The sequence below is a fragment of the Kangiella sediminilitoris genome (assembly GCF_001708405.1).
Lineage (GTDB): Bacteria > Pseudomonadota > Gammaproteobacteria > Enterobacterales > Kangiellaceae > Kangiella > Kangiella sediminilitoris.
The window spans coordinates 811749-836866 of record NZ_CP012418.1 but is presented as its reverse complement, the minus strand read 5'-3'; the positions used below and the strand labels follow the sequence as shown (position 1 = coordinate 836866).

30 protein-coding genes and 2 tRNA genes are annotated in these 25118 nt (G+C 45.5%); 7 read left to right on the top strand and 25 right to left on the bottom strand.

Features of this window, described 5'->3' with window-relative positions:
• Positions 1-88: 88 nt before the first annotated feature.
• The 16 genes from KS2013_RS03940 to KS2013_RS03870 form a co-directional block, all read right to left on the bottom strand.
• Positions 89-179, bottom strand: a tRNA-Ser gene (locus KS2013_RS03940).
• 152 nt (positions 180-331) lie between these two features.
• Positions 332-408, bottom strand: a tRNA-Pro gene (locus KS2013_RS03935).
• An 88-nt stretch (positions 409-496) separates the two neighbouring features.
• A complete protein-coding gene (locus KS2013_RS03930) occupies positions 497-847 on the bottom strand; it encodes a MerR family transcriptional regulator (protein ID WP_068990037.1) in 351 nt (116 codons plus the stop codon).
• Positions 828-1127, bottom strand: coding sequence for an integration host factor subunit alpha (locus tag KS2013_RS03925; RefSeq protein WP_046560878.1), 300 nt, complete (start codon positions 1125-1127; stop codon positions 828-830). The genes KS2013_RS03930 and KS2013_RS03925 overlap by 20 nt, the downstream gene beginning before the upstream one ends.
• 45 nt (positions 1128-1172) lie before the next feature.
• Entirely contained in the window at positions 1173-3551 is a 2379-nt protein-coding gene (gene pheT / locus KS2013_RS03920) for a phenylalanine--tRNA ligase subunit beta (protein WP_068990034.1), read from the bottom strand.
• A 13-nt stretch (positions 3552-3564) separates the two neighbouring features.
• On the bottom strand, positions 3565-4581 hold the full coding sequence (gene pheS / locus KS2013_RS03915) for a phenylalanine--tRNA ligase subunit alpha (protein ID WP_068990031.1): 1017 nt from the start codon (positions 4579-4581) through the stop codon (positions 3565-3567).
• 172 nt (positions 4582-4753) lie between these two features.
• Complete coding sequence (rplT, locus tag KS2013_RS03910) at positions 4754-5113, bottom strand: 50S ribosomal protein L20 (RefSeq protein WP_068990028.1); 360 nt, start codon at positions 5111-5113, stop codon at positions 4754-4756.
• 18 nt (positions 5114-5131) lie between these two features.
• Complete coding sequence (gene rpmI / locus KS2013_RS03905; RefSeq protein ID WP_046560874.1) at positions 5132-5329, bottom strand: 50S ribosomal protein L35; 198 nt, start codon at positions 5327-5329, stop codon at positions 5132-5134.
• 194 nt (positions 5330-5523) lie between these two features.
• Entirely contained in the window at positions 5524-6057 is a 534-nt protein-coding gene (gene infC / locus KS2013_RS03900; RefSeq protein WP_068990026.1) for a translation initiation factor IF-3, read from the bottom strand.
• A 45-nt stretch (positions 6058-6102) separates the two neighbouring features.
• A complete protein-coding gene (gene thrS / locus KS2013_RS03895) occupies positions 6103-8025 on the bottom strand; it encodes a threonine--tRNA ligase (RefSeq protein WP_068990023.1) in 1923 nt (640 codons plus the stop codon).
• 248 nt (positions 8026-8273) lie between these two features.
• Positions 8274-8429 (bottom strand): hypothetical protein, encoded by a 156-nt coding sequence (locus KS2013_RS11940; protein ID WP_156768959.1) that lies wholly within the window; start codon positions 8427-8429, stop codon positions 8274-8276.
• Entirely contained in the window at positions 8422-9657 is a 1236-nt protein-coding gene (locus KS2013_RS03890) for a S41 family peptidase (RefSeq protein ID WP_083217778.1), read from the bottom strand. Before KS2013_RS03890 ends, KS2013_RS11940 begins: the two co-directional genes overlap by 8 nt.
• A gap of 18 nt (positions 9658-9675) precedes the next feature.
• Positions 9676-10209 (bottom strand): hypothetical protein, encoded by a 534-nt coding sequence (locus KS2013_RS03885; RefSeq protein ID WP_068990022.1) that lies wholly within the window; start codon positions 10207-10209, stop codon positions 9676-9678.
• A gap of 241 nt (positions 10210-10450) precedes the next feature.
• Positions 10451-10723 (bottom strand): DUF4242 domain-containing protein, encoded by a 273-nt coding sequence (locus KS2013_RS03880; RefSeq protein ID WP_068990020.1) that lies wholly within the window; start codon positions 10721-10723, stop codon positions 10451-10453.
• 171 nt (positions 10724-10894) lie between these two features.
• Positions 10895-11080: a CPXCG motif-containing cysteine-rich protein gene (locus KS2013_RS03875; protein ID WP_068990017.1), complete on the bottom strand. Its 186-nt coding sequence runs from the start codon at positions 11078-11080 to the stop codon at positions 10895-10897.
• Positions 11081-11098: 18 nt separating this feature from the next.
• Positions 11099-12052 (bottom strand): sensor domain-containing diguanylate cyclase, encoded by a 954-nt coding sequence (locus tag KS2013_RS03870; protein ID WP_068994379.1) that lies wholly within the window; start codon positions 12050-12052, stop codon positions 11099-11101.
• Positions 12053-12219: 167 nt separating this feature from the next.
• Between KS2013_RS03870 and KS2013_RS11985 the strand changes: the two genes are divergently transcribed.
• Positions 12220-12393, top strand: a complete 174-nt coding sequence (locus KS2013_RS11985) for a hypothetical protein (RefSeq protein ID WP_169816847.1) — start codon at positions 12220-12222, stop codon at positions 12391-12393.
• Positions 12394-12493: 100 nt separating this feature from the next.
• On the opposite strand, the gene cydB is transcribed toward KS2013_RS11985, so the two are convergent.
• The 5 genes from cydB to gloA form a co-directional block, all read right to left on the bottom strand.
• On the bottom strand, positions 12494-13495 hold the full coding sequence (cydB, locus tag KS2013_RS03865; RefSeq protein ID WP_068990014.1) for a cytochrome d ubiquinol oxidase subunit II: 1002 nt from the start codon (positions 13493-13495) through the stop codon (positions 12494-12496).
• The gene (locus KS2013_RS03860; protein ID WP_068990011.1) at positions 13492-14922 is read right to left on the bottom strand and encodes a cytochrome ubiquinol oxidase subunit I; all 1431 of its coding nucleotides are present in this window, start codon (positions 14920-14922) and stop codon (positions 13492-13494) included. The genes cydB and KS2013_RS03860 overlap by 4 nt, the downstream gene beginning before the upstream one ends.
• A gap of 244 nt (positions 14923-15166) precedes the next feature.
• Complete coding sequence (locus KS2013_RS03855; protein WP_083217777.1) at positions 15167-15625, bottom strand: DUF2059 domain-containing protein; 459 nt, start codon at positions 15623-15625, stop codon at positions 15167-15169.
• Between the two features lie 19 nt (positions 15626-15644).
• Positions 15645-16052 carry a hypothetical protein gene (locus tag KS2013_RS03850; protein ID WP_083217776.1) on the bottom strand — a complete coding sequence of 136 codons (408 nt, stop codon included), beginning with the start codon at positions 16050-16052 and terminating at the stop codon, positions 15645-15647.
• A 15-nt stretch (positions 16053-16067) separates the two neighbouring features.
• Positions 16068-16460: a lactoylglutathione lyase gene (gloA, locus tag KS2013_RS03845; protein ID WP_068990007.1), complete on the bottom strand. Its 393-nt coding sequence runs from the start codon at positions 16458-16460 to the stop codon at positions 16068-16070.
• A gap of 170 nt (positions 16461-16630) precedes the next feature.
• Between gloA and pyrC the strand changes: the two genes are divergently transcribed.
• Both pyrC and rnt read left to right on the top strand, forming a co-directional pair.
• The gene (gene pyrC / locus KS2013_RS03840; RefSeq protein WP_068990005.1) at positions 16631-17674 is read left to right on the top strand and encodes a dihydroorotase; all 1044 of its coding nucleotides are present in this window, start codon (positions 16631-16633) and stop codon (positions 17672-17674) included.
• 15 nt (positions 17675-17689) lie between these two features.
• Positions 17690-18349, top strand: a complete 660-nt coding sequence (rnt, locus tag KS2013_RS03835) for a ribonuclease T (RefSeq protein ID WP_083217775.1) — start codon at positions 17690-17692, stop codon at positions 18347-18349.
• Here the strand turns inward: rnt and KS2013_RS03830 are convergent, their stop codons facing one another.
• The gene (locus tag KS2013_RS03830) at positions 18350-18598 is read right to left on the bottom strand and encodes a hypothetical protein (protein ID WP_228703724.1); all 249 of its coding nucleotides are present in this window, start codon (positions 18596-18598) and stop codon (positions 18350-18352) included.
• Positions 18599-18765: 167 nt separating this feature from the next.
• On the opposite strand from KS2013_RS03830, the gene KS2013_RS03825 reads away from it, so the two are divergent.
• The 4 genes from KS2013_RS03825 to KS2013_RS03810 all read left to right on the top strand — a co-directional run bounded on the left by KS2013_RS03825 (position 18766) and on the right by KS2013_RS03810 (position 23340).
• The gene (locus tag KS2013_RS03825) at positions 18766-19779 is read left to right on the top strand and encodes an isoaspartyl peptidase/L-asparaginase family protein (protein ID WP_068989997.1); all 1014 of its coding nucleotides are present in this window, start codon (positions 18766-18768) and stop codon (positions 19777-19779) included.
• 2 nt (positions 19780-19781) lie between these two features.
• A complete protein-coding gene (locus KS2013_RS03820) occupies positions 19782-20246 on the top strand; it encodes a hypothetical protein (RefSeq protein ID WP_068989994.1) in 465 nt (154 codons plus the stop codon).
• Positions 20243-21391 (top strand): Rieske (2Fe-2S) protein, encoded by a 1149-nt coding sequence (locus tag KS2013_RS03815; RefSeq protein WP_068989993.1) that lies wholly within the window; start codon positions 20243-20245, stop codon positions 21389-21391. The genes KS2013_RS03820 and KS2013_RS03815 overlap by 4 nt, the downstream gene beginning before the upstream one ends.
• 230 nt (positions 21392-21621) lie before the next feature.
• On the top strand, positions 21622-23340 hold the full coding sequence (locus tag KS2013_RS03810) for a GMC oxidoreductase (protein WP_068989992.1): 1719 nt from the start codon (positions 21622-21624) through the stop codon (positions 23338-23340).
• Positions 23341-23410: 70 nt separating this feature from the next.
• Here the strand turns inward: KS2013_RS03810 and KS2013_RS03805 are convergent, their stop codons facing one another.
• From KS2013_RS03805 to KS2013_RS03795, 3 genes are all read right to left on the bottom strand, one after another.
• The gene (locus KS2013_RS03805) at positions 23411-23944 is read right to left on the bottom strand and encodes a hypothetical protein (protein ID WP_068989990.1); all 534 of its coding nucleotides are present in this window, start codon (positions 23942-23944) and stop codon (positions 23411-23413) included.
• A 132-nt stretch (positions 23945-24076) separates the two neighbouring features.
• Positions 24077-24541 (bottom strand): hypothetical protein, encoded by a 465-nt coding sequence (locus KS2013_RS03800; protein ID WP_068989984.1) that lies wholly within the window; start codon positions 24539-24541, stop codon positions 24077-24079.
• Positions 24542-24698: 157 nt separating this feature from the next.
• Entirely contained in the window at positions 24699-25106 is a 408-nt protein-coding gene (locus tag KS2013_RS03795; protein WP_068989981.1) for a hypothetical protein, read from the bottom strand.
• Positions 25107-25118: the final 12 nt, after the last annotated feature.

Below are 25118 nucleotides of genomic sequence, written 5' to 3'. Positions count from 1 at the left end.
TATAGAAAGGGCACCAAATTAACGATGCATAAATATAGTAAGATTTTCAGACATAAAAAAACCGCCAATTAAGGCGGTTTCTTTAATATGGCGGAGAGGGTGGGATTTGAACCCACGAAGGGCTACAAACCCTTGCCGGTTTTCAAGACCGGTGCATTCAGCCGCTCTGCCACCTCTCCGAATTGCGCGAAATAATACCGTAACCACTGGTTAGATGGAAGCCCTTTTTTGAAAAAAACGTAACTTTTTTGGGCTTTTACTTAAGTTTTAAACAATTCGTATATTCTTTGTACAAAACTGAAGTCAGTATTAGTTCTAATTGTCTTTTAATTGGTCGGAGCGAGAGGATTTGAACCTCCGACCCCTTGCACCCCATGCAAGTGCGCTACCAAGCTGCGCCACGCTCCGACGTGATCTCATGATCAGAAAAACGATACGAATAGTACCGTTTTTCTCATGAAATGCAATGTAAAAATTGAAGTATTGGTCAGAAAGATTAAATCGTTAGGAATCGTTTAATTTTTTCTAGTTCTTCAATGATGTCATCAATTTGGGCTGATTCAGCCGCATTGCCGTTCTCACCGCCCTCTTCAAGGCACTGACGCGCTCCACCAATGGTGTAGCCATGCTCGTATAATAGAGAACGGATCTGACGGACGATAAGGACATCTTCGCGCTGGTAGTAACGACGGTTACCACGACGCACAGGATCAAGCTGGTCGAACTCTTGTTCCCAGTAACGAAGGACGTGCGGCTTTACCGCACATAAATCACTTACTTCCCCAATAGTAAAATAGCGCTTACCTGGAATTGCTGGTAATTCGTTATTATTGCTCGGTTCCAACATAATCGGCTACTTTCCCTCTAAGTTTCTGGCCGGGTTTAAACGTGACAACGCGTCTCGCGCTGATTGGAACTTCTTCCCCTGTTTTCGGGTTGCGTCCGGGGCGTTGCGCCTTGTCACGTAACTCAAAATTACCGAAGCCTGAGAGCTTGACATTATACCCTTGCTCTAAGGAATCGCGGATCTGCTCGAAAAAAGCTTCTACGATTTCTTTCGACTCACGTTTATTGAGCCCCAGCTCTTCGTATAAACGTTCCGCCATATCAGCTTTTGTTAATGCCATAATCAATCTCCGCTGTAAAATAGTGTCGAGAACACCAATATCCTTTTAATTCCTAAGTACCGCCTGATACTCATCGGCTAATCCAGACACGACTTTTTCGACGACTGCGTTAATCTCAGCATCTTCTAGTGTCTTCTCTGGATGACGCAGGGTCATGCCTAGCGCGATACTTTTCTTTCCACTTTCCAGATGTTCACCCTTGTATATATCAAAAATAAACGCATCTGTCAGTAAATTCCCGCCTATTTTTACAATAAAATCAATTAATTCCCCACCTTTTACGTTTTCATCAACGATTACCGCGAGGTCACGGCGAATCGATGGGAACTTGGATAAAGGCTTGAATTCAGGCAGTTTGCGCTCAGACAGTGCATCTAAATCGAGTTCAAACACGTAACTGTCCAGATCTAAATCCACTTTTTGCTGAATTTCAGGGTGGAATTTACCGATATAACCGACTTTCTTGTCGCCCAACATGATGTTCGCTGACTGACCCGGGTGCAGGATACCCTTGTCCGACGGAACGAAGTCGAAACGCAGCTTTGTCACGTTCAACAAGGCTTCCAGATCGCCTTTAACGTCATAGAAGTCTACTTTACGCGCATCACCATCCCACGACTCGATATAACGACGTCCGGCGACCAGACCGGCCAGGGTTGGGATCTGCTGTAGTTCATCACCTGACGTATCGAAGCGCAGACCCATCTCGAAGAAACGGATACGGCTCTGCTGACGGTTGATGTTGAACTGGGCCGACTGCACCAGTCCCGGAAGCAAGTTAGTGCGCATCACGCCCATCTCGCTGGAAATTGGGTTCATCAATGCCAGTGGCTTCTGCGCAGGCTCCAGAATCGCCTGTAGTTTCGGTTCGACGAAACTGTAGGTAATCACTTCCTGATAGCCACGATCGACCAGCAGATCACGCAGCGTGTCTTTGAACACGCGGTTCTCGTTCTGCATGAACATCGCCATCTCGCCCAGCGGTTTACGGATCGGCAGATTGTTATAGCCATAAACGCGAACCAGCTCTTCGATCAGGCTTTCTTCGTTATCGATATCGAAGCGGAAGCTCGGAACGCTGACGTCCCAGCCGTTATCCGTCGCTTTCAGGCCAAGACCCAGGCGAGTCAGGATATCTTCTACCTGCTCGTCAGAGAAGCTCACGCCCACAACGCGCTCGATGCGCTGGCGACGTAATGTCAGGTGACGCTTCTCAGGCATCGCAGCCTTGTCGACCGCTTCAATGATCGGGCCCGGCTTACCGCCGACGATCTCTAACAACAGCTCAGAAGCACGCTCCATCGCTGTTCTCTGTAATTCATAATCCACGCCACGCTCGTAACGGTGTGAAGCATCGGTATGCAGACCATACTGACGTGCTTTACCGGCGATAGCGATCGGATCGAAATAGGCACTTTCAAGGAAGATATCGTGAGTCTCTGTAGTCACGCCAGAGTGCTCACCACCCATGACGCCCGCAATCGCCAGTGGCTTTGAGTTATCGGCAATCATCAAGGTATCTTCTGTCAGCTCGACTTCCTGACCGTCAAGCAGCGTAAGCTTTTCGTCTTTCTTCGCCATACGAACGTCGATGTGACCGTCGATTTTCTCTAAATCGAAGGCGTGCATCGGGTGGCCCATTTCAAGCAATACGTAGTTGGTGACGTCTACCACCGGGTCGATGGCACGAACACCAGAGCGCTCGATACGCTGTACCATCCACTGTGGCGTGGTTGCTTCTGGATTAATGCCTTTGATAACACGGCCCAGATAACGCGGACACGCCTGTGGCGCGCTGAGCTTCACATCTAGCTCGTCGCTGATTTCTGCCGATACTGCTTCTGGAGCAACTTCCGTTACGTCCTGCTGCGTTAGAACACCCACTTCACGGGCAATACCGCGAATACCAAGGCAATCGCCACGGTTTGGCGTCAGATCAACGTCAATCACGTGATCGTCCATTTTCAGGAACGATTTCAGATCCTGCCCCAAGGGCGCGTCCTGTGGTAATTCCATAATGCCGTCGCTGTCTTCGCCGATTTTCAGCTCGGTTTCAGAACACAGCATACCGAAAGAATGGACGCCACGAAGTTTCGCTTTCTTAATTTTAAAATCGCCCGGCAATACCGCACCGATCATGGCGACGGCTACCTTAATGCCTTGACGGGCATTAGGAGCACCACAGATGATTTGTAGCGACTCATCGCTGGCATCACCCACGTTCACGGTACAAACCTGTAGCTTGTCCGCGTCCGGGTGCTGCTCGGCAGCGCTGATTTCACCGACAACAACGCCATCGAAGTTATCGCCCAGATATTCAAAACCATCGACCTCTAGGCCAGCCATGGTCAGCTTATCGACTAATGCCTGAGTGGAAATTTCAGGGTTGACCCACTCACGTAACCACTGTTCACTAAATTTCATTCTTATCCACCCATTAATTGAATTGCTTCAGGAAGTTCAGGTCGTTCTCGAAGAACAGACGTAAATCGTTGACGCCATAGCGCAACATAGTCAGACGCTCGACGCCCATACCAAAAGCAAAACCGGTATATTTTTCACTGTCGACACCGACAGATTCCAGTACTTTCGGGTGTACCATGCCGCAGCCCAGGATTTCTAACCAACCCGTGTGGCTACAGACACGACAGCCTTTACCGCTACACATCACACACTCGATATCCACTTCCGCCGAAGGCTCTGTGAACGGGAAGTAGGACGGACGGAAACGCACGCCTAAGTCCTTCTCGAAGAAGTGGGTAACGAACTCATACAGAACGCCTTTCAGATCAACAAACGTCGTGCTTTCATCGATCAGTAGGCCTTCAACCTGATGGAACATGGGTGTATGCGTTAAATCAGAGTCACAGCGATAAACACGGCCCGGTGCAATAATGCGGTACGGCGGTTCACCGTTTTCCATCACTCGCACCTGAACCGGCGACGTATGCGTTCTCAGTAGACGGCCGGCGTCAAAGTAGAAGGTATCGTGCATGGCGCGCGCTGGGTGATGCTCAGGAATGTTCAACGCTGTAAAGTTGTGGAAGTCATCTTCAACTTCAGGACCTTCTGCCACGGAAAAGCCCATCTGACTAAAGTATGACTCAATGCGTCTCAAGGTACGGTTTACCGGGTGTACACCGCCCACCTCTGATTGTCTTCCGCTCAGAGTGACATCAATTGTTTCGCTGGCAAGCTTAGCATTGATCTCAGCCGTTTTAATCGCGTTCTGTTTCGCCTCGATAATACCGAAGACTTCTTTTTTCGCTTCGTTAACTTTGGCGCCAAACTTTGGCTTTTCTTCTGGCGGTAGTGTCGCCATCTGCTTCATCTGAGCAGTAATAAGCCCTTTCTTACCAACGAAGCGGGCTTTGACCTGCTCCAGCTCTGGCAATGATTCTACGGCGCTGATTTCTTGTTCAGCCTGTTCGATAATCTCTTGTAAATCGGCCATGATAATTACTCATAGTTTTTGTTGTGTAGCAAAATAGTGTGGCATAAAAAAAGGAAGAGCATTTCTGCCCTTCCTTTAAGACTTTAATCGTGCCATCGTGGTTGTTTACAACCAGCCCCGATGGCAAATGCTATTCTTTTTAAACCAGGTTTGAAAAGAACAGATGCTTAGATTAAGCGTCCAGGGCAGATTTAGCTTGCTCTGCAAAAGCAGCAAAAGCTACTTTATCAAAAACTGCCAATTCTGCTAGCATCTTACGATCAATTTCAATGTTTGATTTTTTCAAACCATTGATAAAACGGCTATAAGACAAACCGTGATTACGTGATTCAGCGTTGATACGTGCAATCCATAGAGAACGGAATTGACGCTTACGTTGACGACGGTCACGATATGCATATTGACCCGCTTTAATTACAGCTTGTTTAGCTACACGATATACACGACTACGTGCACCGTAGTAACCTTTAGCCTGCTTTAAAACTTTCTTGTGACGTGCGTGAGCTGTCACACCGCGTTTTACTCTTGCCATCTCTTAAATCCTCACCAATTACCCGTTAGGAAGCATACGATCGATTTGCTTTGTATCCGCGGCATCAACTAGCTTGCCGTGGCGCAAATGACGCTTACGCTTAGTGGATTTCTTGGTCAAGATGTGACGCAAGTGTGATTGTTTGTGCTTATAACGACCCGAAGCAGTTTTTTTGAAACGCTTCGAAGCACCGCGGTCAGTTTTCATCTTTGGCATAGTAATATACTCGCATTTGATTACTGTCATGGCCATTGCTTGTCTTAACAAAAGACCCAATCGTTTGGAGCCATGATAAGTTATAAAAACGGATAATCCAGCTAAAAGCCGGTCTATCCAACCTTGTGAAGTTTATTAAGCGCCTTGCGGTCTTTTGTTCGGCCCAAACCCTGAGGCAAGAACCGAACGCTCAATTACTTCTTCTTGTTGGGGGCAACCACCATCGTCATCTGACGACCTTCCATTGATGGACGTTGCTCAACTGAACCGTACTCTTCCAGGTCTTTTTCGACACGCTTCAATAACTCCATTCCGAGTTCTTGGTGCGCCATCTCACGACCACGGAAGCGGACAGTGATCTTCGTCTTGTCCCCATCTTCCAGAAAACGTATAAGGTTGCGTAGTTTTACCTTATAGTCCCCTATGTCCGTCCCTGGGCGAAACTTGATTTCTTTGACTTGGGTAACTTTCTGCTTTTTCTTAGCAGCAGCTTTCGCTTTCTTCTGCTCGAAAAGGTACTTACCAAAGTCCATAATTTTACAGACTGGAGGATTCGCATCTGGTGATACCTCTACCAAATCCAGCTCGGCTTCTACTGCCTGAGCCAGGGCATCTTTTGTATCTACCACGCCAACATTTTCGCCGTCGGCTTGAATCAAGCGAACTTCCTTCGCACGAATATTCTCATTTATGCGCTGTCTATCGTCGCGCTTTTGACCTTTTTTAATGTGTCTAATCCTCTAATTGGTTAAAAGTAAGTCAAATTCATCAGCCTATGCTTCTGTCTTTCTTGCTCGCTTAGCGACTTCCGCTTCAAGCAACTCAGCAAAGGCATCAACGCTCATGCTACCTAAGTCTTCACCCTCTCGAGTTCTCACGGCAACATGACCATTTTCAACTTCACGGTCTCCGACTACAAGTAAGAACGGAACACGTGCTAATGTCTGCTCGCGAATTTTAAATCCGATCTTCTCATTTCTCAAGTCCGAATTTACCCTAAATCCCTTATTTTTCAAGGAATCTGCTGTTTTTTTGCAAAAATCAGCATGTTTATCGGTAATATTCATGATAACAGCTTGTGTTGGGGCTAACCAAGCTGGGAATTTTCCGGCGTATTCTTCGATTAAAATACCGATAAAACGCTCCAAAGATCCCAGAATCGCGCGGTGTAACATCACCGGTACTTCACGCTCACCACTCTCGGCAACGAACTCAGCTCCAAGACGACCCGGCATCGAGAAATCGACCTGGATCGTGCCGCACTGCCAATGACGCTCAAGACAGTCTTTCAACGTGAACTCAAGTTTCGGACCATAGAAGGCACCTTCGCCCGGCTGATACTCAAATTCGATGTCATTGGCTTTCAATGCATCGGCCAAAGCTGCTTCTGCCTTGTCCCAGACTTCATCCGAACCGACGCGCTGCTCCGGACGAGTTGATAATTTAACGATCACGTCGGTAAAGCCGAAGTCACGGTAGACGTCATACAACATCTCAATAAACTTCGATACTTCACTCTGGATCTGATCTTCAGTACAGAAGATGTGAGCATCATCCTGTACGAAGTTACGCAGACGCATAATACCGTGCAATGCGCCCGATGGTTCGTTACGGTGGCAAGAGCCAAACTCGGCCATACGCAACGGCAGGTCACGGTAGCTCTTGAGGCCAGCGTTATAAATCTGTACGTGACATGGGCAGTTCATAGGCTTAATCGCATAGTCACGCTGATCCGATTCCAGCGTAAACATGTCGTCGCCAAACTTGTCCCAGTGTCCTGACTTTTCCCACAGGCTGCGATCCACAATCTGTGGCGTCTTCACTTCCTGATAATCATGCTCTTTCAGGCGATCACGGATGTACTGCTCAAGCGTCTTGTAGATAGTCCAGCCTTTGTCGTGCCAGAAAATCATGCCCGGAGCTTCTTCCTGTAGGTGGAACAGATCCAGTGCCTTAGCAATCTTACGGTGATCACGCTTCTCGGCTTCTTCCAGACGTTTCAGGTAGCCCTTAAGTTCTTTCTTGTTAGTCCAGGCCGTACCGTAGATACGCTGTAGCATCTCGTTGTTCGAGTCACCACGCCAATAGGCACCGGCAACCTTCATCAATTTAAAGGCTTTCAGCTTCGATGTGCTCGGTACGTGAGGACCACGACATAGGTCGATAAAGTCGCCCTGCTTGTACAGCGACAACTCTTCGTTAGTCGGAATCGACTCAATAATTTCTGCCTTGTACTCTTCGCCCATGTTACGGAAGAAGGTTACGGCTTCGTCACGCTCCATCACGGTGCGCTCAACCTCAAGGTTTTCCTTGACGATTTTCTCCATCTCTTTCTCGATGGCGCGTAAGTCATCTTCGGTAAACGGCTTTTCGGTCGCAAAGTCATAGTAGAAACCATTGTCGATCACAGGACCGATGGTGACCTGAACATTGTCGAAAAGGCGTTGCACCGCTTGCGCCAGCAAGTGAGCTGTTGAGTGACGAATAATCTCTAAACCGTCTTCATCACGTTCCGTAATGATCGCCAGCTCAGAGTCAGAATCCATAACATAACTGGTATCAACAAGTTTACCGTCGACTTTTCCGGCTAACGCAGCTTTGGCTAAACCAGGGCCAATATCGCTGGCAACATCGTGTACAGAAACGGCTTTATCAAATTCTCGTTGGCTACCATCAGGTAAAGTAATTACAGGCATTGCAAATCTCTTTGTTCGAATATAAGCCCTACGAATGGCTTATTATTCTGTGATTGATTAATTTAATTCGTATTTTAGCGTCATACAGGCCTTAAAACACCCTCAACACAGTGGGGAATCAGGTCTTTTCACTAAAATTCGGGATAAGAGAGTGATTATGGGTATATTGCTAGAATATGCAAGGGTTAGAAGGAAATATTCTCGAATTTCTGAGCCAGGAAAAAGCCGAGGCAGGCCTCGGCCAAAATTTACTGACGCCCCTTTTGCATAATAAATATAAAACCAACTACGGCAAAGACGCCCGCAACCCCATAAAATGGAACCTGACCGGCCATCCAGCCTGCGACAGCAAAGGCGATACTGCTCAAAATAAATAGCACGCCGACAATGGTATTTTTATTCATAACGTTTCCCTTTTTCTATGTTGTCCAGAACCCATTTCAATGGTCTGTCGTTTTGATTTATGTAGTCACCGATGGTTAAAGCAATGTCTTTTGAAGGATACAGCGCGTTTTTGCCTTCCTCCTTGAAATGGTAAAGCCGTTTCGAGTAAGTGATCAACAGGTTTGAATTGGGCAAGGTAAATTGTCCCATGTCCTGATAACCTGACGGCTTAGCCCCCGTCGGCTCGCCAACCAGAGTGGCATTCAAAATCTGTGTGTATTGAGCAGCATTACTCATGGCCGCCGAAAAGGTTTCATTGTCGATAAGAACGTAGACGCCAGACTTCCAGTCGATGCTATCGGCCAACACCAGATACTGGGCCAGTTTTAACCCGATGAAGAAATCACCACCATAGTTTTCACGTAAATCGATGATCAGATGTCGAGACTGATTCTCGTTAATGTATTCCAACAAATCCTCTGCCAGCGACTCCATTTCTGACATGGATGGATAACGTCGGTATTTAAAGTAGACGGTATCTCCCTCATGAGTAGAGCCAAACCAGACATTATCATTAACCTTTTCCACTGGCATGATTCCATTGGTATTTCGGAAGCTAATGGTGTGCGCCAACTGATAGGAGTCGCTGGACTTCAAGTCTGTGCTGAACTTCCTACCATCTTTACTGAATGTAAACTCAGCGTTACTTGGCGTGGCTATTAACCCCAGGCCAGCTAACACTTCTGCCCGATTAAGGTAATAGCCCGCATTGGCTTTCTTTGAGTAAGGGTTTTCAGAGAACGGGACAATGGCAGCTAATTCGTTCAGCACTTTGTCAGCAGAGTAATTCTCCACAGAAGCAATTTCAGCACCTAATAGATCGAGATGCTCTTCGGTAGCACCAATAACGTAAGGCTTATCGTTGATAACTTTAAAGCTCAATGGAAACTTGTTGAGGGTCTGATTCCACAGCGGGACTGAGGTATGGCCGTCATTAATGGCCCGCGTGATTTCCATCAGTTCAACTAAGACCTGCTCTCTTGTCTTTGAATCCAGGGAACCTTTTAAGGCATCAAGTCTTTGTTGAAACTCTGACTCTGAAATGGAATGGAAAGCGTCGATATGTCGCTCAGCTAATATTTTAGCGTAATGGTCGATGTCACTTTTCCATTGCTCCACCGCATCTTTATCCAGCGCGTACACAGAGAAGCTCACCACCATGAGCAATAAAGTGAATAATAATTTCACGGACTGCTATCCTTGCTTTTATTGGTTTTTGTCTACAATTTTGAGATCGACTTCTGGAACTTCCATATTATCAGGAAGGTAAGGTAAGAAAGCTTGGATCATATATTTCATGTTCTTATATCCCGCTCCGTCCAAGTAATACCATCTATTGGCTTCCTGATACTTAACAGCAATTAAGTAGCTTTTTGATATAAGCATTTGAGTATCAGTACTCATCTTTAAATCAAAAGGAATAATAACGATGGTTCTATTTTTTACCTCATATCGGCTAAAAGGCTCACCCAGTCCATAAGAAACAACCGTCGCATTGGCTTCCTTTAAACCGGCCATTCGCTCTTTAGCAGATTCCATTAGAGACTCTGGACCACCGAACCCTTCTATAAACTCAGGAGGCATTTGAGAAATATAGTCCTCTGGTCCTCCAAACTCGAGATTATGAATCATCACATCAACATCTTGCTCAATGGTTGCCAGCTCTTGAATTGTCAGCAATTTTGAAGCTCCAGCACTGAAGCTCAGTAATAACAAAAGGAAGGAAAATATAAGTTTCATCAGGTGCTTCTTTTTGGGTTAGTCCATTAATCAAGCGCCAATGCTACACCGATATGTCTTATGGATTCAATATGCCAATGTCACGAATATTAAGATAGCGGCCAGAATAGGGTCAGTGTCATTTCGAAGATAGTAGCCCATGAATAGGCCAAAAAGAGACCTTCACCTCCCCGCAGAAAGGCGATTTCTCTGTTCGTCGCTGGTTTTATCTCAATGAGCTCATCCAGCGAATGGTGTTAGTTTACTCTGCCGATACGGGATCGATAACCGAGCGGACCTGGGCAACTGAATTTACCGGGAACCCACCCATTTCGCCATGCTTTCTAATGGCGTCCTCATCGGGGGCAATATAAATACAATAGACCTTATCATCAGTTACATAGCTATTGACCCATTGCACTTCAGGTCCAAGCTGGTTCAGGACGTCACATGACTTCTCTGAAATGTCGTGTAATTCACCCTGCGATAGTTTACCGGCATCTGGGATTTCACGTTCTATGACATACTTTGGCATCGCAATACTCCTTATTACTGATTTAACCATTGCATGATCTGGGACACCGGTATTTCTCTCAAACACCAGTAATAGCAATACCGGACCAAATCATTCTTAATTTAGCACAAGGTAGAAATTGATAATATCGATTCTTGCTCGAACACAGCCTTATACTGCATAAGGCCTGGATTAAAAATCGGCGTGAACGGTCAAGCTGACATCTTCACCATTTACCACAACGTCAAACTCAATAGGGCGACAGCAGATCTGACAGTCTTCGATATATTGTTGTTGTTCGATGGAAGGATCGATCAAAACGGTCTGTGGTTCACCACAGTAAGGACAGTTAATTTGAGATTCAATTTGTTCAAGCATTCAATGACTAAAGTTGGTTTAAGAGGCCGGTTTGAAAGCACCATTCTCGACATTATTAACCACTTTCACCTGATTTTTACCGCTTCGCTTGGCTTCATACATGGCGGAATCAGCAAGATCAACAAAGTCTGAGGGCCGTGAATTTTTTCTGGGAACCCCATAAAACACACCAATACTGACGGTGATATAAGGACTCACTTCAGAATATTTATTCTCAATTTTCAGATCGAGAATTGATTGTCTTAGCTCATCTAAGGCTTCTATGAAATTATCAGGGTCCGAATCCAGAGTCGTAACAATAACAAACTCCTCACCACCAAATCTAGCCACCAGATCACCGCTTCTAACGAAACGTTCCGAAACTTTTTTAGCAACAGCTTTTAGCGCTTTATCACCTTCAAGATGACCATAGTTATCGTTATATTTTTTGAATTCATCAATATCAATAAATGCGAAGGCAATAGTTGCCTGTAACCTCTGGTGAACCCCCCAAAGCTGACTGATTTCTTCGTTGTAATATCGACGATTGGGTAGCTTTGTCAGATGGTCTTTGGTCGCCATCTCTTCAATCTTTTTCCTTTGATTAACGCGCTCGGTTGCATCCTTTTGAACACCAATGTAGTGAGTCAGCTCGCCTTCGTCAGAAAACACCGGGGAGAGACTAAGCTCATTCCAAAAGGCATCGCCATTTTTTCTATGGTTTAACAAAGTCACATGACAGGGCTGCTGCTCTCTCAATGCTTTTCTAATCGTAGCAATAGCGTCTTGATCTCGCGCATTTTGATTGAGCATTCGGCAGTCTTTACCGAGAACTTCTTCTTGTGAATAGCCGGTAATTTTTTCAAAGGCAGGGTTGGTATAAATAATTAGAAAATCACTACCCGATTTTTCAGCGATAACAACCCCGTCAACGGCGGCGGCCAAAGCTGCGGACAATAACTTCGAAGGAATCTTTACACTTTTTTTTGCCATATTGTTAACCATCATGGTTGATGCAATTAGCTTAGCTGGCTGAATACTCGTCCACTAATTTTGTAGGCCTTCTCCATCCAGGTAAAGCCTTATAATAAGCCAAGTGCTATAAGTAACCACCAGAACACCAGGCTTCTTAGAACTTAAATTGACCAAAAAACCATCAAATGTCAATAACTTATTGTTTTATTAATATATTGGCGGCCGACTCCAGAGAGGCTTTTAGAAAAGATGTAGGGCTCACAGAGTGGTCTTATCTAGCCGCTACGGTTAGACAGGTTGAAACCGATTTAAGTAACAGCGTTATCCTTCAGGTTCCCAAAAAAAACCTGATGCCGTAGCCGATTGAGGCTAGCGTCAGAACGCCTGCCAGCCAGAGACCAACAAACCAGAGGGCTTTCTGCCACCCGGGTTTGTCGTTTGGATCTTTCTCTTGAGACATTAGTGATAGGCCTCGCCTTCTTTAACCTTGCCGCGGAAAACCCAGTAGGCATAGGTTGTATAGGCCAAGATAATTGGAATTAGGAATGCGGCGCCAACCAGTAAAAACTTCAGGCTGTTATCAGGCGCCGCTGCTTCCCAGACGCTGACCGATGGCGGTACCAGATTTGGAAAGAAGCTAATCACCAGTCCAATATAGCTCAACAGGAAGAGTGAAATAGACAGGATAAACGGGCTAACGTCACGCTCTCTTTTCAAGGCAAAAAATAGACTGATGCCAACGGTTAAAACCAGCACGGGCACAACAAACAGGTAATAGATATTTGGCGCATCAAACCAGCGGTGCAGGTACTGCTGTTCGATAAACACCATCCACAGGCTGATCAGCCCGATAAAGCCCAGAGTAGCAGTGCCGGATACTTTGGCAATATTTCTAGCCAGCCGTTGCAAGTGGCCGGTTGTTTTCATATTGAGCCAGGTAGAGCCTAGCAGAACATACCCCACTACCAGGGCAACACCTGTGGTGATACTGAACGGGGTCAGCCAGTCCCACCAGCCCCCGGCATAAGCTCGGCCTTCGACCGTGATACCCTGAACCAGGGCGCCGAGAGCAATACCCTGACATAAAGCGGCGACCAAAGAGCCGATAGCAAAACCTTTATCCCACAGGTGCTGTGACTTACGCGCACGCCAGTGAAATTCAAACGCTACGCCGCGGAAGATTAAACCCAGAAGCATCAGAATAATCGGCATATATAACGCTGGCAGGATAATCGAATAAGCCAGCGGAAAGACCGCATATAGGCCACCACCACCTAAAACCAGCCAGGTTTCATTACCGTCCCAGATGGGCGCGATAGTATTCATCGCCGTTTCTTTATCTTCCTTGCTTTTGATAAAGGGGAACATGATGCCGATGCCTAAATCGAAGCCATCCAGAATGATGTAAGCCAGTACCGCAAAAGCAATCAGGCCTGCCCAAATTAGTGCGAAGTCAATCATTCGGCTTCCTCCTCTGAGCTTTTAGTCGAGTTCTGAGGCAAGCGACTGGAAATGGTTACCGGAGCACTAACCTTTGTTTCTTCGTCCGCAACATCACCTTTCTCTCCGGGACGGACCCGCATCAGACGCAAGGTGTACACAATACCGGTGCCAAAGACCAGCAGATAAACCACCACAAAGATGGCCAGCGAGGCAGCCACTGCCGGAGCATCCAGTGGCGAGTGAGAATCATAAGTTCGGAGCAAACCGTAAACCGTGTAAGGCTGACGCCCTACCTCCGTAACGATCCAGCCAGCGATGGTGGCGACAATCCCAGAAGGCGCGAACCAGACGGCAACTTTTTGGATAAAGCGATTATCATAAAGCTTACCTCGCCAGCGTAGATATAAACTCAGTAAGCCAATAGCAATCATGCCCATGCCAATCGCCACCATAACGCGGAAACTGTAGAACACCCACTTGATGTTGGGTCGGTCTTCTTTTGCAAATTGATCCAACCCAACCAGCTCACCATCAAAGTCATGAGTTAATATAAAGCTCGCCATTTTGGGAATACCGATAGCATAATCCACGCGCTCTTCTTCATCATTAGGAATACCGAAAAGCAGTAGTGGCGCGCCTTTTTGCGTCTGATAATTACCTTCCATTGCCGCAACCTTTGCCGGCTGATGCTCCAGCGTATTTAGACCATGCATGTCACCAATGAACAGCTGGATCGGGGCAACGATAGCTGCCATCCACATCGCCATCGAGAACATGAGTCTGGCCGCTTCATTTTTGACTTTTTCCTTACGTTCTTTCAGCAAATGCCAGGCAGCGACACCACCGACTAAAAAAGCCGTACTCAAGAAAGCCGCTGTCACCATGTGGGCAAAGCGGTACGGGAACGATGGATTGAAGACTACTTCAAACCAGTCTTCAGCGATGAACTGCCCTACATCGTTATAAGCATAACCAGCGGGGGTCTGCATCCAGCTATTCACGCTGAGAATCCAGAAGGCAGACATCAAGGTACCGACTGAGACCATCAGGGTGGAGAAGAAATGGAGTTTTTTTCCTACCTTGTTCATACCAAACAGCATGACACCAAGGAAACCTGCCTCCAGGAAAAAGGCCGACAAAACCTCATAACCCATTAATGGGCCTAATACCGGACCCGTTTTATCGGAAAACACACTCCAGTTGGTACCAATCTGATAACTCATGACCACGCCAGAGACGACGCCCATACCAAAAATTATGGAGAATATCTTAAGCCAGTATTTGAAAGCGGTAAGGTAAATCTTATTATTGGTTTTCAGCCAGAGGGCTTCTAGAACAGTTAAATAGGCAGCTAGGCCAATGGAAAGGCCGGGAAAGACAATATGAAACGCGATAGTGAACGCGAACTGGATCCGAGCTAATAGCACGGGATCGAGGAACTCCATCAGTAACCTCCGTTCATCATAGGTCGTACTACCCAACACAGCGCTAAGTAGTTTGTGACTAAACTATGACAGCTGGTTTGTCTTTATCTTAGCGTGGTCTTGACCTATATCAAGAAAGATTCGCAGGATATTTTGTATGGAAAAAGAGGTTTTTGATTAGATTTAATAATGAGTATTTTTCATAGGATGGGTTACAGCTTACGCCCGGGCTTTCCCATTGGTTGAACCCATCCTATAAGTAATGCTACTGATTTTTATCAGCTTCCTGCAGCATGCGCATAAGCTCTGTCTGTTTTTCCTTAACCAGTTGCTGTCCGAGCTGCATACCCTGCGCCATCAAATCAGGTGTTTTCTTTGCGACCTTCTGACCCAGTTCAGTCTGATAAAAGTCGGTAAGTTTTTCGATTTCTGCCTGAGTAAAGTTACTAGCATAGAGAATGGCAAAGCGGCCTTTAACATCTTTCCAGTTAACGTGCTGATCATAGAAATCTAAAAAGGCTTGACGATAGTGAGCTATCGAAGGATTTGCTTCGATCTGTGCATCAATTCCAACAACCAGAGCATCAGAAAACTGGTTCCCCATGTCCATCACTTTAAGTAACTCAAGTGCTGCTTTTTTATGGCTTTCTGAAATAGTCTGCTCAGCTGAGGCAACACCAACAGCACCAATCAACATCAATCCTAACAGTATTTTTTTCATCATATTTCCTTGTAAGTAAAAGTTATTGTCCAAACCAGTTTTTAAAACTATCGCTGTTGAGATAGCCTCTCAAACCAATCAAATAGATCACGACAACGAGTGAACCAAAGAATGCCAAGGCTCCCCATAATGACAGGAAGTCTTTGGTTAACACCATGGTGGTTAATGCCTGTAACAGTGCTATCACCCAAATCAAAGCCCTGAGCATTCCCCAGGCTTTACGCATTTTTGTCAGCAGAATAATGTCGGCCAGCAGCAAGGTTCCGAACAGCGACCAGCTGGCAAAAGCAATTAATATCTCAGCACCTGTCTCGGTATACATATTAAATAAAGACCAGCCTACGATGGCAATAATAATTAAATTAATGACCAATACGTTCTTAACGCCTTTAGGCATTGGTACTTTCGAATCTGGAGTTGTTTCAGGCATCAAACTTCATGTCCTTTATTTGTTGTGGCGGTCTTCAAGCAGTTCAATTTTATAGCCATCGGGATCTTCGACGAAAGCTAAAACAGTCGTGCCGTGTTTCATTGGGCCCGGCTCACGCACGATAACACCACCCGCATCGCGAATTTTTTCGCAGGCCTTGTAAACGTCATCAACAGCAATAGCAATGTGACCGAAACCTTCGCCCTTATCATAAGAATCCGTATCCCAGTTATGAGTTAGCTCCAATACGGTATTATCTTTTTCGGGGCCATAACCAAGAAACGCCAACGTAAAACGGCCAGACTCGTAGTCATGTTTACGAATCAGTTCCATCCCCATGATATCTGAATAAAACTTAATCGACTTTTCCAGATCGCCGACGCGTAGCATGGTATGTAGTAATCTCACGATTCCTCCTAATCACCTATGTAACTGCTTCTTACAGTTCGAGGGTTTAGTTACTGTATGGACTTGCGTATAATAGCGCGCCACTGTATTAAGTAAATAGTCAATCAGCAAAAGAGTCCGTCAGGTAAAGCATCAATTACCGGCATATTGACATAACACCGAGATAACGTATGCAAACATTAACCATTACTCGTCCCGATGACTGGCACATCCATCTTCGCTCTGGAGCCGCTTTGCAGCACACGGTCAAAGATGCCGCCAAGCAATTCGCTCGCGCTATTGTGATGCCGAACCTTGTTCCGCCTGTTACCAATGTCAAAGAAGCCGATGTTTACAAGGAAGCCATTCTTCGTCACACCACGGAGAGTATGGATTTTGAACCCTTAATGACGCTTTACTTAACGGATAACACGTCGCCAGAAGATATCGAAGAGGCCATCGCAAGTGGTTTCGTCAAAGCCTGCAAGCTTTATCCCGCAGGTGCCACAACTAACTCAGACTCAGGCCTTACGGATATCGAAAATGCCTATCCTGTATTTGAAAAGATGGCAGAAGTCGGTATGCCTCTCTTGGTTCATGGTGAAGTGACAGATGCTGAGATTGATATTTTTGATAGAGAGAAAGTCTTTATCGATACCAAGCTGCGTCCTGTGGTTGAAAAGTTTCCTAACTTAAAAGTAGTACTGGAACATATCACAACCAAAGATGCCGTTGAGTTCGTTAACGAGCAAGGGCCCAATGTTGCAGCTACAATTACTGCCCATCATCTGCTGGCTAACCGAAACGATATGTTGGTTGGCGGCATTCGCCCACACTTATACTGCCTGCCGATTCTGAAACGTCAGGAACATCAGGCGGCACTACTGGTGGCAGCAACGTCTGGCTCACCAAAATATTTCCTTGGTACGGACAGCGCTCCTCATACCAAAAACAAAAAAGAAGCGGCCTGTGGCTGTGCTGGCGTATACACCGCTTACGCCGCCATCGAGTTATATGCCGAAGCTTTTGAGATGATGGACAAGTTAGACAGACTGGAAGGATTCGCCAGTTTCCACGGCCCAGACTTTTATGGCCTACCGCGTAATGAGAAGAAAATTACGCTGGTCAAAGATGAATGGAAAATACCAAAATCTTTATGCCTGGGTAATGATCACCTGGTTCCATTCCGAGCAGAAGAAACCCTGCAGTGGAAACTTCGCAAGGAAAACTCATAAGCGTTAGGATTTAAGATGATCAATCTGGATATGAAAAACCGGTTTCGTGGCTTTTACCCAGTCGTGGTAGACGTAGAAACCGGCGGTTTCAATGCTGAAACGGATGCCTTGCTCGAAATAGCGGCAGTTACGACACGTTATAATGATGAGGGACAGCTAGAGCTGTATAAAAGCTATCACTTTAACATTGAGCCATTTGAAGGGGCGAACATAGAGCAGCGCGCTCTGGAGTTCACCGGCATCAATCCAGATAACCCACTGCGTAACGCCGTGGACGAAAAAGAAGCACTTAAAGATATTTTCAAAGGCCTCAGAACCGAACAAAAGGAAGCCGGCTGTAACCGTTGTGTCCTGGTCGGTCACAATGCCTGGTTTGATCAAAGCTTCCTCAACGCCGCTGTTGAACGCGCCAATATCAAACGAAGCCCGTTTCACCCTTTTACCAGTTTTGATACGGCTTCGCTTTCCGCATTGATGCTGGGCCACACGGTGCTGGCTCAGGCCTGTAAGCGTGCAGATATCGCCTTCAGTCAGAAAGAGGCCCACTCGGCGCTTTATGACGCGACTAAAACAGCGGAACTATTCTGCCATCTGGTCAATCGGGCCAATCATGCTCAGGCCAGCGCTCCGTTTGTAGAAGAACTGGCGCGGGACATCGATCGCAATAAAGACTGATCAACGCTCATAGAGACACCGGCCGCACAACTCCTCACAGGTCAGTTCCAGAATCAAAGCCTTGACCAGCTGCTTACTGTCAGTACGATCGTTAGAAGCCAGTTCTTCATAACTGATCAGTCCCGAGTTAAAGAGCTGCTGAAGCCCTCTTCCCTGCCAACGCCCAATAATATTCCCAGAGTTCTTTTCTATCAGCTCCAATTTAGGTTGACGCCTATCCAGCCAGGCATTAATCATGTAATGAATCACTTTCTTCTCCCAGATATAGAAAACACACAAATGAGAATAATTCTCAACTGCATTTAAATCAAGTGCCTTTTGTGTTTATTTTTAATAGCGTCGCAGATCAGAGTTAACAATCTATAAGGCATGTGATAGAACATTAAATCCAACGAACAGTTTTGGCAGCTATGACAATGAAACTATTACTAAAAACCCTGACATTGACGCTTCTTCTTGGAACCGCCCTGAGCGCACTGGCTCAAAAGCCTGACAGACCCTACGGCCTGGTCATCCATGGCGGAGCCGGCACTATTTTGAAGAAGAACATGACGCCAGAGACTGAGAAAGCCTATCGCGAAAAACTGGATGAGGCGCTTAAAGCGGGTTATGCAGTCCTGGAACAGGGCGGTAGCAGTGTGGAAGCAGTTCAGGCTGCCATTATTATCATGGAAGACTCGCCTCTATTTAACGCGGGCAAAGGTGCCGTCTTTACCCACGAAGGCGTTAACGAACTCGATGCTTCGATTATGTATAGCAAAGACTTATCGGCCGGAGCCATTACTGGCGTGAGTCATATTAAAAACCCGATTCTGCTGGCGGATAAAGTTCGCACCGATTCGGTTCATGTCATGATGGCACGCGAAGGCGCTGAAGAGTTTGCCAAAGAACAGGGATTCGAGCTGGTCGACACCAAATACTTCTTTACGCAAAGACGCTGGGATCAATTACAGAAAGTACTCAAACATACGCCCGAAAAGCCAAAACTTTCCGAAGACGAAGCCAAGAACTCTAAATTCGGCACAGTCGGCGCGGTAGCGCTGGATAAAGACGGCAATATTGCAGCCGCAACTTCAACCGGCGGTATGACCAATAAACGCTATGGCCGAATCGGTGACTCCCCTATTATTGGCGCGGGGACCTATGCCGACAAAAACTGTGGTGTCTCGGCTACTGGCCACGGCGAATTCTTTATTCGCGCTGCGGTAACCTACGACATCTGTGCTCGAGTAAAATACAAAGAGCAAGGTATCCAGCAGTCAGCCGACGAAGTGATCCACGATAAATTAGTCGAGATGGGCGGTGACGGTGGCGTCATTGGTCTCGACGCGGGCGCCAACATCATGGCCAGCTTCAATACCGAAGGTATGTACCACGGCTGGAAAACCAGCAATGGCCAGTCAGCAATTAAAATCTACAAGGATGAATAATCATGAACAACCTACTATTCAAAATTATAGCGATCATTGCTGCAACCTTATTCCTTCTCGGTTGTTCTGACGATCCTAAAAAACCACAGCAGGCAGAAACAACGGAAACGACCAGCGAACAGTCTCAAGCTGATACGGTTACTGAGCAGGAACAAGTGATGCTACAAGAAATGATTCCGATGGAGCCCAACGAGCAAAATATCATTAAAGGTCTGTATTCTTACCATAACGGCAAAACAACCTTTATCGACTGCTCGACTAATACGCAATACACCGTATCACAGGAAGGCCTGGCCTCAGAATTACGTAATACCTACATCGCCTTACGAGAAGCTCCTCAGCAAAAAGTGCTGGTTGAAGTCAAAGGAGAATACGACGAACGCACCTCGCCGGAGACCGACGACGATATCGAAATGCTTATCGCCAGCGAACTGGTCAGTGTCGTTAACAAGGGTAGTTGCCAGTGAAGTTATTCCTACTCAGTATTCTGTCGCTTTTTATTATTGAAGCACAAGCAACCCACGATCAAACAAAATGGATAGATGCTGACTTAGTTAAAGTTAATATTAGTGAGCTTACACCAGGTGAAATCAAGACAGTTAATTGGAGCGAATACCCAATATCTATCCTAATACCAACTCAAGCACAGCTCAGAGAATATCAGGCCATTAAAGATGAACAGCTTGGTGCCCCACTTGAAATATATGATCTTGCCAAGCAAGTATCAGACTTACCCTATAACTCTTTTGAGAGACTGCTTATTGCAGATAAAATGCTAGGGAAGCGTTTCCACGAAAATATTTCAGTTTTTATTAACGTATCACCTTATATAGGTTGCTATGTGAGCTTTGAAGCTCACAAAAAATCAAAGTTCCAATTGAACAACTATCTCTATGATCCATGCCAAGATGTTTATTTCGATATTAGCGGGAGAGTTTTACGAGGTCATAAACAGAATATACAAGAAAACTTAGAGCTTCCTCCTTACACAATTAAGGATGACACCATCATTATAGGAAATACTTTTGGTATCGATGATTCTGATATAAAGAAGTTACTTCCCAAAGACTCTAAGAGGCCTATAAAAACTGAAAGCGATTTCTTCGATGCCATTGCCTATAGCCAGACAACACAAATCAAAAATCATCTCGAAAAAAATGATGTAGATTTATCAAAGAAAATCCAAGGTTCACGTTTAAAATTGACGCCTTTCGCTCAAGCTATTTTCTTAGAACACTTCAATATAGCTAAATTGTTCATGGACAGTCCGGGCTTCGAATCAAGGTTGCCTAGCGGGGAGTTATTAGGTTGTAGTATGCAGTATCACTGGGGGGACGATCTGGATGCTTTATTCGATCTTGGTTTAGATCCAAATAAAGCCTACTGTAATTACGAGTATAACGGTTGTCCCACACCGCTAGTTTTTCATAGCCCTACCGCTTATGCCGATAAGGATGCAGAACTCAGCAGATTACTTCAGCATGTAGAACATGGTTACGATCTCAAAAATCGCTACTGTGGAAAAACACTTGAAGAGAAGCTTTCTGAAGATGGTTACAGTGAATGGTACTCAGAGTTACTACAAAAAATAGAGAACACCACTAGCCACTAAATTCAGTATTGCATTTAAACCCTATTTTTTCTGTATAAAAACACAATAAAAATGCATCCTTGCATTAGACTAATCCGAACAGTCATAAATGTTCTATGGTTTTATGATTCTGTTGCTATACTCAAGGAAGCTAGTTTTCTGAAGGGATGCAGAAAACAATAATATTCCCTTCGAAGCTATCACCTTGGTAACAATAATGTTAAGACCATATAGCACAGAAGGAATATTGTATGACGTTCAACTACACCAAGTTTTATAAAGGAATCGATCCAGAGCCTCAGGGCGAAACTCAAGGCTATCCCGTTCCCGGCGCACAAGGTGCCACCGCCGATCAAATCGCTGGCAATGCTTTTTTTGCCTCCGAGTGCGACTGGAAACAGATCGTTAATGAAAAATACGACCATATCGTAATCGGCACAGGTCCAACTGGCGTAGCCTTTGTTGATCAAATCTATAAAGACGATCCCCATGCAAAAATCCTGATGCTGGAACGCGGCGGATTCTGGCTGCCAGTTCACTACCAGATGCTGCCGAATGCTTTTGCAGCGACTTCAGGTTCGCCGCCGACCACCTACCCCTGGTCTCGTACCAAAGAAATGTTTACCACCGCACCTGAGTTCTTTCAGGCTGGCTACATACCGGCGGTAGGCGGACGCTCGACTTACTGGAGCGCCTGGAGTCCATCGCCAACGCCAGATCTGATGCGCGACTGGCCACAGGAAATGATCGACGTCACGCTACAGGATGACTTCTGGACCCGAGCGAAAGAGTTCTTACACGTCACATCTATGGACAAAATTAACGACGGCGTTTATGGCAACCTACAGGCACAGCTCGACAGCAACATCGCCAACAATTTCAGAAAGTTCGTGCCATCCGCCGAAAACGCCTACCCCGCGCCGATCGCCGTCGATAACTCCGAGTGGAAAACCGTTAAATTTTATAAGTACTCAACCGTTGGAACGCTCCTCAATATCCAGCAACGTCAGCAGCAACTGGCGAAAACAGGAAAAGGTACAGAACTGACTATCGTCGACCAATGTGTGGTCGAAGAGCTACTGCATGACGACAAGGGCACCGTTGTCGCCATCGAAACCCGTCGCGGCACCATCAGCGTGGCAGACGCCAACATCATTCTCGCCATGGGCGCGATTCCTCCAGCAACCTTATTGATGAACTCCTTTGGTGAGCAGCTACCCAACGCAGGTAGCCGCTATACCGGCCACTTTATGTCCCACGTTACCGCCCGTGTGCCCCGCTCTGCCTATAGTGATTTATCCGACCTCGAAATCGGCGCCGTGTATCTCGACGGCAAAGACAGCGCAGGCTACCAATATCACGTCCAGGCCAGCGTCTTCGCCGAATCCAAACCGGAAGAAGATAAAGTCACCACCGCTCGCGAATGCCCCGACGCTGCAGCCGCTCCCAGCATGCAACAGCTCGTCGGCTCGGAAGACTGTGTGGTATTCGTGTGCGCCACACTAGGCGAAATCAGCGAAAAGAACAGCGACAACTGGATAAAGCTCAATAAGGGGAAAGACCCAACCACAAACATCTCGCTACAGCTCATATTAGGTAACGAAGAAAAGCAGTTATGGGATCAGCTCGACGAAGCTACCTACCAAACAATCGAAGCCCTGGCCACGTCTGGCGAAACCACACCGGACATTGAGTATTGGATTGATAACGGCGATGGAACCGGACAATGGTCAAAAGATAAGCCATCCATCAAACAGATTCGCCTCAACATCATCGTGCATGAAGCATCCCAGATCTGGGTTGGCGACGATCCCGAAGACTCAGTGGTTGGCTTAGACTACCGCCCACACGGCGTTAAAAACGTTTACGTCACCGGCGCAGGCCTCTTCCCAACCTCAGGCTCCTGGAACCCAACCCTCACCATGTGTGGCTTTGCTCAGGACCTGGCAGTGAAACTTTCCAATAAGTAAGTCAGAAAATTCATTAGATACAAAAAAAGCCCCATGTTTTAGCTTGGGGCTATTTTAACTATAGGGTTATCTAACTTTTTTCAAATGTCTTAGCAGTCTTTAATAACTTAGTAGAACTTTCTATTATTTCATCAATACAAGCATCACCAGCAGGAAATACGGAAAATAAGAAAGATACATTTTGAGTATGTAATAGATAATATAGTTGAGTTTCCTGCTTATCATTGATGAACCAAATATCAGTCCAATACTCAACGGTTAGAGAAGTATCGGTCTCAAAAACTCCATACTCACCATTATTTATTACTAAGCTGGTAAGGTTATACTGCTTTCGTAACTCCTCCGCCATTAACCGCCTAACTTCTTCAGAGTTTACTACAGCCTTAGCTTTATAAACTTCCATGAGGTAATTAGTCTCTTCACCACTCCAACCAACAACTACCTCTGAGCCTTTTCCAAAGCCATCCACTAGCTGATATGTAACATCTAAATTTTCCGAGGGTGTAACACTTAAGCCTTCACTTATAGTCCAAGTTTCTGAGGAAGCCGGGAAGTTTATGAGCAAGGTCAATAAAATAATTAAAAATAGATTTGTTATTTTCACTTCTGCTTACCTAATTTACAGATAAATACTTATTAAAGGCATCCTTTGATAGCAATATTAAAAAGGCCTGCCCAGTGACCGCTAATTTATGGAACTATAACAAAACTAGTTTAACGCATGTGTTTATTAGCCTTATCTACAGCTTTCAGCAATGGCCTTAACAGATTTAGCTTTCTTTATCCAAGACAATCTATCCCATTCGATACTGTTGAGTGTCATGGAACCAAGCATATTTGGAGGAAAAATTTTTACCTTATAAAAAGTTGGGCTCATTACCATTGTTGTACGATACATTTCAGGCCCGTCATCCACCATTTTAGCCGCAGAGTTTTTTATTTCACTTTTTAAAGCCTCCAGTGCTACCCGTAGGCCATCACAATTATTAATGTCCACTTCAAATGTTGTAACACTGTAATCATAGTCTTTAATTTTATAAGGTGACCAGACCCCAAGTTTATCGCCATACCAATGTAACGAGTATGGAGGCTTATAAATAAGAGGTGAATATTCCCAATAAGCAAGTCCGTCGAAAATCTGTTTATCTGAAAGCATCCCATACTTTTTAATAAAGTTGGTATCGTCATGATCATCGGTCATAAGAACCCACTCCCCTAGCTCGCCATTAGTCTGAGATGACATACAACAAACAAGAGAAGCTGTTAATGCTATTACTAGCAAAATCCGATAGAGCATGAATGATTCCTTTTATAATAAACCTGATGGGGGAGCGATATAACAAACCTTGTTGTTAATTTCACTCCACCATTACCCAGCTACCTTTTTCTTTTTTAATAGAACCGAATTTTTGCCGAGTTAAATATATTCCTAAATTTTCCTCACCGGTATTAGCGTTGAATAATATTTCATGTGATTTGCTTGAGTCTTGAAGTCTCTGATTTAAAGCCTTGCTTCCATTATCCGCAAGCGAAACTCCGTCCATATTTTCCAACACCCAACCAGTTTTAAGTCCCGAATGATATGAATTGGAATATTTAGAAATCAATAAGACCTCTAAGCCCACCCCTGGTTGCTCTTTAAATATAATTCCTAAGCTATAACGAGCATCCAGCCATTCCTTTGATAACGGCTCTGGTTCTTTAACTTGACTCGTTCCACATCCGACAATAGTAAAAGTAAGTAATAACGTGATAACTGTTTTCATAATTATTATCTC